A 9,493-nucleotide genomic window follows, 5' to 3' on the forward strand; every position below is an offset into this window, starting at 1 on the left:
GCAAAGATGAAAAAATAGTTACTTTTTTAAAACGAAAAGCTAATTTGATGGTCTCGCTTTGAAAGCATTTAATAAAGTTATTACATTGAACCCAGATAATCAGGATGCATGGTACTGTAAAGGCGCCATCCTGAATAGACTTCACCAATATGAAGATGCCCTGAAGTCCTGCAACCGATCCATTGCATTAAATCCGGAGAACGGGTATTATTGGGCAAGAAAAGGTAACATTTTAAGAAACATGGGAAGAAATGGAAAAGCCTTAAAAGCTTACAATAAATCATTGGAAATAAACCCTGGAGATGAAGTTACATGGCTTGGTGTAGGTACCGTCCTGGAGAACCTGAATCAATATGACAGGGCACAGGATGCCTATAATAAATATCTGGAACTGAATCCCCATGATACAAATGTATGGTTTAACGAGGGAATTGTTCTAACAAAAATGGGAAAATATAACGAGGGATTAAAAGCTTACAATAAATACCTTGAGCTAAATCCTAAAGTTGAAATGGTATGAACCGGTAAAGGAATTGACACATATCTGGAACAATTAAATAAAGCTTTAAATGTTAATCCAAAATATGCCAATGCCTGGTACAATAAATCATGTGTATATTCATTAATGAATGAAATCGATAAAGCTCTTCTTTACCTAGAATTTGCAATCGGATATGACAGTTACTATAAAGAAAGGGCAAAACAGGATATTGACTTTGAAAAACTAAGAAACAATAAAAATTTCAAATTACTGGTTAATAACTGATATAAATATCAAAAAGCTTCCCAGATTCTGGTTGCTATCTCATCAAAATTATCTGTTTCCGGATTTGTATGAACTATCGACTTCATACCTCCTCCTCCATCATCTTCATATCTTGGTATAACATGGACATGCACATGAGGAACTTCCTGACCTGCAACCTTACCGTTGTTCAATCCTACATTGGAACCATCTGCAGAAACTCCATTTTCAACTGCCTTTACAATTTTATTGACAGCTTTGAAAAACGATGCAGCATCATCCGGTGACATATCATTGAACCGCTCTACATGTTTTTTCGGCATTATCAGAGTATGCCCATTTGAAGATGGTGCAATATCCAGAAATGCATAAACCAATTCATCTTCATAAACCTTGCTTGCTGGTACCTCTCCTGAAATTATCTTGCAAAATAAACACTCCATACTATCACCGTTCTTAAATTATAGTAATGGAGTATATAAATGATTGCCAGATGAACAAACTTATTTGATACTCTCTACCAGCTATTAAAACACCAATAAGTTTTTATTTAGAAGTGTACCATTATTTCTTTTGAACATAAATATGGGGACGAATGTAGAAAACACCAATAAGTTTTTATTTAGAAGTGTACCATTATTTCTTTTGAACATAAATATGGGGACGAATGTAGCGATGGAAGATGAGAGTTTTAGGAAAGTTGCAGATGTTACTATTAAAAGTGGAATCTTTTTTATTTGTATGTATATTATCCTATCCTATCATCATCTGGTCTAATGACAATAAGCTGTCCTTCTTTTTTCATCCGCCACTAGAAAAAACAGTTTAGAACCAGTATAAAAAACCTGAATCGTTAAATTGGTTTTCTGGATTCATCCAGTAATTCATTTAAGTCTAGAAAAATTAAAATGCCCGCAAAGAGTTTGCGAGCAATGGCCTATTTTTTTATTTTGTTGTGCAGTTGGAATTAGCCAAAGAGTGCACCGAGTCCAGCCATTCCGCTTTCTTCGGATTCTTCCTCTTCTTCCTCTTCTTTTTCTTCTTCAGCTGCAGCTTCTTCAGCCGCACCACCGCCTTCGCCCGATGGTGCTGCACCTGCAGCTGCTGGGGCTGCGAAAGCTGCCTGTGACATTGCTTCTTCGATATCTACATCTTCGAGTGCTGCAACAAGTGCTTTCACTCGTGCATCATTAACTTCAATACCTGCTGCATCAAGTACATTTTTTACTGATTCTTCTGTTATATCTTTTCCTGCGTTGTGTAATAAAAGTGCTGCATATATATATTCCATTTAAATCACCTGAATTTTATTAGCGTTAACCTACATTGTCAAATTATATAATATTTTGTAAATCAATGATTTACCATAATTTGTTTTTAGGTTTTAAATTTTATCCGAATAAAGGAAGATTTAGCCAAAGAGTGAACCGAATCCAGCCATACCACTCTCTTCTTCATTTTCTTCCTCTTCTTCCTCCTTTGTTTCCTCTTCTGTGGTAGTTTCTGTTTCTGTCTCTGCTTTTTGAGGTGCTGTTGATGCTGATGAAAGTGCTTCTTTCAGATTCTCATCAACTGCATTTTCATCCCTATTATACACAATCTGTGCAACAGACATCATCTGTGACTGTGCTTTGCTCAGGAATGTATCCATAAGTTGTGGTTCCATGATGGTTGCGTTGACTCCAAGGTTCCTTGCTTCTGAAACACCCTTTGAGATAAGTGTAGTGATGTTGGCAGTTGTTGGATAAGCGGCATTAACAGACAGATTGAACGCCTGCTGTGCAGCCGTTGTGAAATCAAAGAAGTACTGACCTATATCAATCGCCAGCTGATCCGAGACAAAGATGGATCCGTCATATGCCACAACCTTGAGATCAAGTCCCACTTCATCAGGGAATATTTCAAGACGATTTAGCATAGCAGCCAGTTTTTGCGAGACAACTTCTCCTTCCTTGGCAACCGTGGTTGTTTCTTTAACACCCACTTTCCCGGAATCTATAGCTGCCGGTATTCCCACAGCCTGAAGGTCACCGATAATTGGTCCCGGCGGAAATCCGGTTGGTCCTTCCTCCACCACAATATCTTTAGGTGCAACTGCACCTGGTTTTATTGGTGATGGTGATTTGCTTTTTTCAAGTATTTTATAGATTTTAAATGGATTTTCATTTGTGAATATTAATCCAATCTGTGCATCAACATAATCTTTCATATCCTGAGCAAGTTCACCAGATTCATCCAGTGCTCTTGTTACAAGGGTATTTCTGGATACTTTCAAAACAGCAATATCCTTAAGTTCTCTTCTCATGACCTGTAACTGTTTTGCAGGAATACCGCTTACACTAACAATACCAAACAATGAATATGACTGGATAAGTTTTTTAATTTCCTCAACTTCTTCAATTTTCCATTGAGGCACGTGCTCAGTGTGATGTACTTCCTCCGCTGCTGCCTCCATCATACCACCTTCACAGAACTACCCATGGTAGTAGTAACATAAATCGACCTCAAATTCTGTCTTCCTTTCTCCAAGGTGTTTTCAACCCCGGTTATAACAGCATCGATATTGTCAGCCAGTTTTTCAGGGTCCTCATTTCTTTTACCGATTGAAACATGAAAACTTGGTCTATCCTTTGACCTTACATGGATTGAATTTTGAGAACTTCTAATGAGGTCGGCAATATCCTTATTTGGTGTTAAAGGAGTTGGCATTTTCCCTCTGGGTCCTAAAACAGTACCTAGTGATTTACCTATTTTAGGCATGTACTGAGCTTCGGCGATAAATAAATCGCATTCTTTTGCCAGGTTTTTCGCCCTCTTTTTATCAGATGCAAGGTCATCAATATCTTCATCTGAATAAACATACTTTACGCCTGCTTCTTTTGCTTTTAGTCCTACTTCACCTTTTGCAAAAACACAGACTTTTTTCGACTTACCAAGACCATGCGGTAACATGATCTCCTTATCAACCCGGTTATGGGGCTTACTCAAATCAATATTTTTCAGATTTATCGCCAAATCCACACTTTCAGGAAAGTTGCGATTTGGTGATTCTTCCAATAATTTATTAACAGCATCTACTGTACTTTGGTCTGCCATTTATACCCTCCCGTAGTAATCTTGACCGTTTCGGTCTCCTACGGTTTTATAAAACAATAGAGTAATAGACAAAACATCTATCTCTATTTTACCATAATAGATTCTACAGTATTGGAGCAATTATTTTAAAGCTTGCGGTCAATTTGAATTGAAGATTTACTCTTCAGCTCCTATAGCATCATCAAAATTTCCCTGGTCAATTGATTTCTGGAAATCCTTAGGGCTCATTCCTTCAACTGTAACTCCGATTGTAACACAGGTACCTACTATCTCTTTCATTGCGTTTTTAGATGAATATGAAAGAACATCATCTCTTTTAAGACGTGTGATTTTTAATATTTGATCCAAACTTAGATTTCCAACAAAACCATAAACATCGCCTGAACCTTTATCGATTCCCACTTCTTTCATAATAAGTGCAGAGGTCGGTGGTGTTCCTACTTCTACTTCAACATTTTTGTCATCGTCAACGATGACTTTTACAGGAACATCCATTCCGTTGTATTCTTTTGTCTTTTCATTTATCTGCGCTATTACATCTTTTATATTGATACCCAGTGGTCCAAGTGCAGGACCCAGTGGTGGTCCTGGTGTTGCCTTGCCTCCTGGTACCAATGCTTCAACAACATTTGTCATTCTAATATCACCATTTTTAATTGGATTGTTATTATCTGATTAATTGAAACTGAAAATGAAGATTGATTGAATTTAAATTTTTTCTTCCTTCTTCAAGACTCTTACCGTGTCACCACGGATTGTTATAGGTATAGGGATAACTGCATCAAACAGTTCAACTGTTATTTCTTCGTGGCCTTCATCCACACGTTTTACACGTGCTTTTTCGCCTTTGAATGGTCCTGATGTAATTTCTATAATCGTGCCTTCTGTGATTCCAGTGACTGTTGGTTTTGGTGTCAGAAAATGCGTAATTTCATCGATACTGGACTGACCTTTGACAAGTGCTTTTGCATGCGGCACTCGTTGTATTGCCAGTTCTACTGTAGTGGAATCCAGTGATTCGACCAGTATATAACCCTTGAGTTCATCAGGAGCAATAACAGCCCGGATATCAAGTTTATCCTTCCTTGCTACCTGTGCAACCATATTTGCAACTGAACGCTCCTGGTTGGCAGTAGTTTTCACGACAAATATAGCGCCTTCATCACCATCTTCACCCATAAAGTTACACCCACTGCGGTATTTCTGTCATCAGGATATAAATCACAAACCCGACAAACCCGGCAGCCAGAACACCTGCACCTGCAACCTTTGCAATTGTCAAAAATTCCTCTCTGGATGGTTTTTTCGTTAACTTCAACACCCTGAGATATGACTTAAGGGTCTGGCGAGGGTTAACATTTATTTTGTCCATATTAAGCTTGTTGTCTGCCAAATTACTCACAACCACTTATGTTTTATTATAAATACAAATGTTATTGATGGATATACAAATATTTAAAACTATGACGCTTTGATGAGCTAGAATGGTAGGTGGTAGTAAATAAAATCTACCATAAAATAGTTTTCGATTCAGTGATAGAAGCTATAAAATAAAAAAGTATTGGTAGATGAACACCAATACCTTATTTTACAAAATCAATACCATATCTGCGGGTTACATTTTGTGCGCTCCCCTGACCATATATCTGGGGTGATTTGACACCTGTTACTACTATCATTGTGCGCACTGTCTGTTCAAGTTCAGGATCGACCTGTGCACCCCATATAAGTCTGGCACTTGGATCGATACGGTTGTATACTTCCTGTACCACACTTTCAGCCTCTGATACAGTCATATCCTGACCACCGACGACATTAACAAGGGCAGATGTTGCACCTGATATATCAAGGTCAAGCAACGGACTTCTGAGTGCTTTCTGAACAGATTCAACACCCTTATTTTCATCATCGGATTCTCCAAGACCAATCATTGCAACACCGCCGTTTTGCATGACGGTTCTGACGTCTGCAAAGTCCAGATTAACAAGTCCTGGTTTTGTGATTAATTCTGTTATTCCTTTAACTGCCCTCATAAGAACTTCATCGGAAACCTTAAATGCCGCCTGGAGTGGGAGCCTTGGTACTACTTCAAGCAACTTATCATTAGGTACCACTATAACTGTATCGGCAACATCACGCAGCCGCTCAAGCCCTGCTTCTGCATTGGTGCGTCTGACTTCTCCTTCAACACCAAACGGCAACGATACTACTGCGATTGTCAGTGCACCTGCATCACGTGCTGCCTCTGCTACAACAGGTGCTGACCCTGTACCGGTACCTCCACCAAGCCCTGCTGTGATGAAAACCATATCACTGCCCTGTACCACCTGATTGAGGTCTTCTACACTTTCAAGTGCCGCATCCTCTCCTATTTGAGGGAGGCTTCCTGCACCCAGACCTTTGGTCTTCTTTTTACCGATAAGGATTTTATTATCGGCTTTTGTGTTTAAAAGGTGCTGTGCATCGGTATTCAAAGCAATAAGTTCTGCACCCTGTATACCCTCTTCCAGCATACGTGCAATACTGTTGGAGCCTCCTCCTCCACAGCCTATAACTTTGATATTTGTCTGTAACTGATTTAACATCTCCTCAAGTTCAGCATTGATGTTATTTCCTTCCAGGTTGTTAGAATTGGTCCGTTCTTCATGTGCAGAACGTGCCATTGCTTCTTCTACTATGGAATCCATGTTTGTATCCTCCGATATGATGAAATATAAATTCTATTATGTCATATATTTAAGTAATCATTGTGTTTAAATTAATTGATTTTCTGTCGATCTCATATACCATTTCAGGTTCTATATATTTTCCATTTACAGTAACTGGTTGTCCTTTTGCAAGTTTTCCAAACATGGGACCATCAGGAACACCGAGTTCACGGGCAAGTTCTGAATTAAATCTTTTCTTTACAATATATAATACATTTCCTTCTGGCGAATATTCTATTTCATGATTTTTCTTGATGAGTATTATACATTCATTGACCAGTTCATTTGCCATTGTATTAACATTGTTTCTGTTGATGTCCAGTATTACATTACCAAGTGTTCCATTTGCATTTTCAATATATGCAATCCCTTGATTTTGTAAAAAATTATTAAGGTGGATTTTATCATTTTTTTCTGCTTCTTTTAATAAATTTTCATCTATAATGGCAGCTTCAACCGATAAATCTTTGAAGTCCATTGTTTGTATTTTGTTTTTAAATCTGTCAGTTAATTTAAGGTTTCCATTAGGGCAGATATCCATTGCTTTTTCGTACAACTGTTTGAAAAACTGCCAAGAAACTCCGCTCATTTCCCTTATATCACTTTCCCGCAAAATATCCATTCCCAGTGATTCCACAATATCCATTATTCGATTTCGTTCTCTAGTTGACATTGATTTTCTGTCAAAATAAACAAAATCAGGATTTGATTTATCAATCGCCTGCTTGACTATATTTATATCAACATCTTCCAACTGGTAATCCGGGAAGATATGTCCAAAGGTAATATTGGTTTCAAACAACAGTTTTGATTGTCTTTTGGCATAATGTCCTCCACCAAATCCCAAAGCAACCGGACATTGTGCGCAGTTATTGGGTTCAACTGATAATATTGCATCAGCTATTATTCTTCCTGGTTCAGGGTCAACCCATTGATTTTCTGTGCTTCCGATTTCAACATATACAGATGGTGTAATTAGTTCAGATGGACCATGATGTGTTGCTTCCAAGGATACCTCATAATCCATGTTTTCTGACAGTTTTTTTATATTAGTCAGAATCGACCGCATGGCATATGGAGCTGTAACTGCCAGTTTATGTGGATTTCCTCCATAATCAGCAGTCCCAGTATTACCTGTAAAATGTGTGGTTAATAATCTGCGCTCATCTTTACTTCGATGTTTGGATGCAAAAATGAGAAGGGTGGATGTAAATCCATATCCATGCAGCTTTTTATCAATACCATCTGAATGGATATGATGTTTGTCCAGTTCCACTATCCTAAAACCACTGGATTCATAGATAGAACAGATACCTGAAGTCTTCAGTACCTCAGGATATTTAATCTGATGCCAGTTATCAGATGCCAGTAGATGGTCTTTGATATTCTGACTTGCCTTATCTACTAAAGAACAGATAATTGTTATACTGGGTTCGTTTTTCATATCAATCTGCTGATTTCTATTGTTTATCATTGATGAATACCATGGAAAATCCAGATGGATAATTCCTACGAGATTATATGATAACGTTTAAATAAAAGTTTCGTAGGACAATTTCTATAGTTATACTGCCATAAATAAAAAAAGTGGTCGGATATAAAATTATTATATCTATTTTTTAAGATCTAAACCCCATCTACTAACACCAGGTGCTACATTTCCACACCTTCGATAATAATCAACCTTCAGACCCATTGTTATAAGCTTTTCAATTAGTTCAGGAATTTCAGATTGCGGTTTAAAGGTATAAAAATGAATAAAACCTTCGTTTTTAACAAATCCTGATATATTCGCAAGGATATAGTCCATACCATATGGAGTCGGTACTATAGCCCTATCAAAATCATAAATGTCAAGGATAGATGACAGATTTGCAATATCGTCCTAGACCAATATCATATTATTATTAACTTTATTAAGTCGAGCGTTTTCCTGCAACCACTTAAAAGCCTCCGGGTTCTTCTCTATTGCCACAGTTTCAAAACTATGAAAAGCTGCAGGAATCGCAAATGGACCTACTCCACAGAAGGGGACCAGAACTTTTTCGTGTGGATTTATTTTTGATACTACCCTTTGCCTCTCATAGGACAAACGATTGTTGAAAAACACCTTACTTACATCGACTCTGTAGCTGAAACCATATTCCCTGTGAATTGTTATTGTATCATTTCCAAACAAAATTTCAAAATTTGCTACTCTTTTATCGCCATCAACTTTAGTTGTTTTATTGAGAACTGTTTTTAAATTCCTGTGGATTCCAGTAATGTACCTAGCAATATCAAATTTATAATTATCAAGATTATCAGGAATTGATAATACAGCTATTTCTCCTATGATATCAAACCTTTTTGGAACATCTCCCAGCAAATGTTCAGGAACCTTATCACTTATATGATTTCTAAGATTCATGAAAAACTCCAGTGGTTAATTACCATATTCTTCAATTCTGGTAGCTGTTATCCTAGCATCGATTTCAGCATAGTTTACCTTGACCTTTTTACCCGTCACGATTTCGGTATCAACCATCGTAAAATTTTCTATCCCAAAACCTGCCTGGTTACCTATTTCATCCTCGTAATAACCTTCAGCATCTTCAACGGTTACCGCGAATTTATCACCTTTTTCATTTACAGCTGTGATATTACCCACAACATAACCTGATTTATCATCAATTGAAAGCAGTGAATATGAAATCAATGCAACAGAAAAAGCCAGTATTACAACAACAATCAAATTCAAAATTGTATTTTTGTTAATACTATAGCCTCCAAACACTATGAGTTATTAAAATGTCCCTTATATCAGCAACAATTTAGATTATAAGAAATACAATATATTAGATATAACATGTTTATCTTTAATAAGGATTTTGACACTATAAAAAGAAGATAAGAAGAGAGCCGATACTGGAGCAAGATTAGTCAGAAATATGATGACTGGATA

Annotated in this window: 14 protein-coding genes; 2 read left to right on the forward strand and 12 right to left on the reverse strand. The window is 37.2% G+C overall.

Annotated features, from left to right (window positions below; all coding sequences use genetic code 11):
• Window positions 1-58 precede the first annotated feature (58 nt).
• Window positions 59-520, forward strand: a complete 462-nt coding sequence (locus tag ACLFMM_RS07425) for a tetratricopeptide repeat protein (protein WP_410808094.1) — start codon at window positions 59-61, stop codon at window positions 518-520.
• A gap of 24 nt (window positions 521-544) precedes the next feature.
• Window positions 545-766: a TPR end-of-group domain-containing protein gene (locus ACLFMM_RS07430; protein WP_410808107.1), complete on the forward strand. Its 222-nt coding sequence runs from the start codon at window positions 545-547 to the stop codon at window positions 764-766.
• A gap of 8 nt (window positions 767-774) precedes the next feature.
• On the opposite strand, the gene ACLFMM_RS07435 is transcribed toward ACLFMM_RS07430, so the two are convergent.
• The 12 genes from ACLFMM_RS07435 to ACLFMM_RS07490 all read right to left on the reverse strand — a co-directional run bounded on the left by ACLFMM_RS07435 (window position 775) and on the right by ACLFMM_RS07490 (window position 9,283).
• Window positions 775-1,188, reverse strand: a complete 414-nt coding sequence (locus tag ACLFMM_RS07435) for an HIT family protein (RefSeq protein ID WP_410808095.1) — start codon at window positions 1,186-1,188, stop codon at window positions 775-777.
• A gap of 524 nt (window positions 1,189-1,712) precedes the next feature.
• Window positions 1,713-2,036, reverse strand: a complete 324-nt coding sequence (gene rpl12p / locus ACLFMM_RS07440; RefSeq protein WP_410808097.1) for a 50S ribosomal protein P1 — start codon at window positions 2,034-2,036, stop codon at window positions 1,713-1,715.
• 120 nt (window positions 2,037-2,156) lie between these two features.
• Complete coding sequence (locus tag ACLFMM_RS07445; protein ID WP_410808098.1) at window positions 2,157-3,200, reverse strand: 50S ribosomal protein L10; 1,044 nt, start codon at window positions 3,198-3,200, stop codon at window positions 2,157-2,159.
• On the reverse strand, window positions 3,200-3,841 hold the full coding sequence (locus ACLFMM_RS07450) for a 50S ribosomal protein L1 (protein WP_410808099.1): 642 nt from the start codon (window positions 3,839-3,841) through the stop codon (window positions 3,200-3,202). The genes ACLFMM_RS07445 and ACLFMM_RS07450 overlap by 1 nt, the downstream gene beginning before the upstream one ends.
• Window positions 3,842-3,997: 156 nt before the next feature.
• Window positions 3,998-4,477, reverse strand: a complete 480-nt coding sequence (locus ACLFMM_RS07455; protein WP_410808100.1) for a 50S ribosomal protein L11 — start codon at window positions 4,475-4,477, stop codon at window positions 3,998-4,000.
• Between the two features lie 72 nt (window positions 4,478-4,549).
• Window positions 4,550-5,020, reverse strand: a complete 471-nt coding sequence (locus ACLFMM_RS07460; RefSeq protein ID WP_410808101.1) for a transcription elongation factor Spt5 — start codon at window positions 5,018-5,020, stop codon at window positions 4,550-4,552.
• Window positions 5,021-5,024: 4 nt separating this feature from the next.
• Entirely contained in the window at window positions 5,025-5,234 is a 210-nt protein-coding gene (locus ACLFMM_RS07465) for a protein translocase SEC61 complex subunit gamma (RefSeq protein ID WP_410808108.1), read from the reverse strand.
• A gap of 190 nt (window positions 5,235-5,424) precedes the next feature.
• A complete protein-coding gene (gene ftsZ / locus ACLFMM_RS07470; protein WP_410808102.1) occupies window positions 5,425-6,528 on the reverse strand; it encodes a cell division protein FtsZ in 1,104 nt (367 codons plus the stop codon).
• 49 nt (window positions 6,529-6,577) lie between these two features.
• A complete protein-coding gene (locus ACLFMM_RS07475; RefSeq protein WP_410808103.1) occupies window positions 6,578-7,993 on the reverse strand; it encodes a D-aminoacyl-tRNA deacylase in 1,416 nt (471 codons plus the stop codon).
• A gap of 168 nt (window positions 7,994-8,161) precedes the next feature.
• Complete coding sequence (locus tag ACLFMM_RS07480; RefSeq protein WP_410808104.1) at window positions 8,162-8,359, reverse strand: hypothetical protein; 198 nt, start codon at window positions 8,357-8,359, stop codon at window positions 8,162-8,164.
• 75 nt (window positions 8,360-8,434) lie between these two features.
• A complete protein-coding gene (locus ACLFMM_RS07485) occupies window positions 8,435-8,959 on the reverse strand; it encodes a class I SAM-dependent methyltransferase (RefSeq protein ID WP_410808105.1) in 525 nt (174 codons plus the stop codon).
• Window positions 8,960-8,974: 15 nt separating this feature from the next.
• Window positions 8,975-9,283, reverse strand: a complete 309-nt coding sequence (locus ACLFMM_RS07490; protein WP_410808106.1) for a hypothetical protein — start codon at window positions 9,281-9,283, stop codon at window positions 8,975-8,977.
• Between the last annotated feature and the right edge of the window lie 210 nt (window positions 9,284-9,493).

Source organism: Methanohalobium sp. (genome assembly GCF_046546175.1).
Lineage (GTDB): Archaea > Halobacteriota > Methanosarcinia > Methanosarcinales > Methanosarcinaceae > Methanohalobium.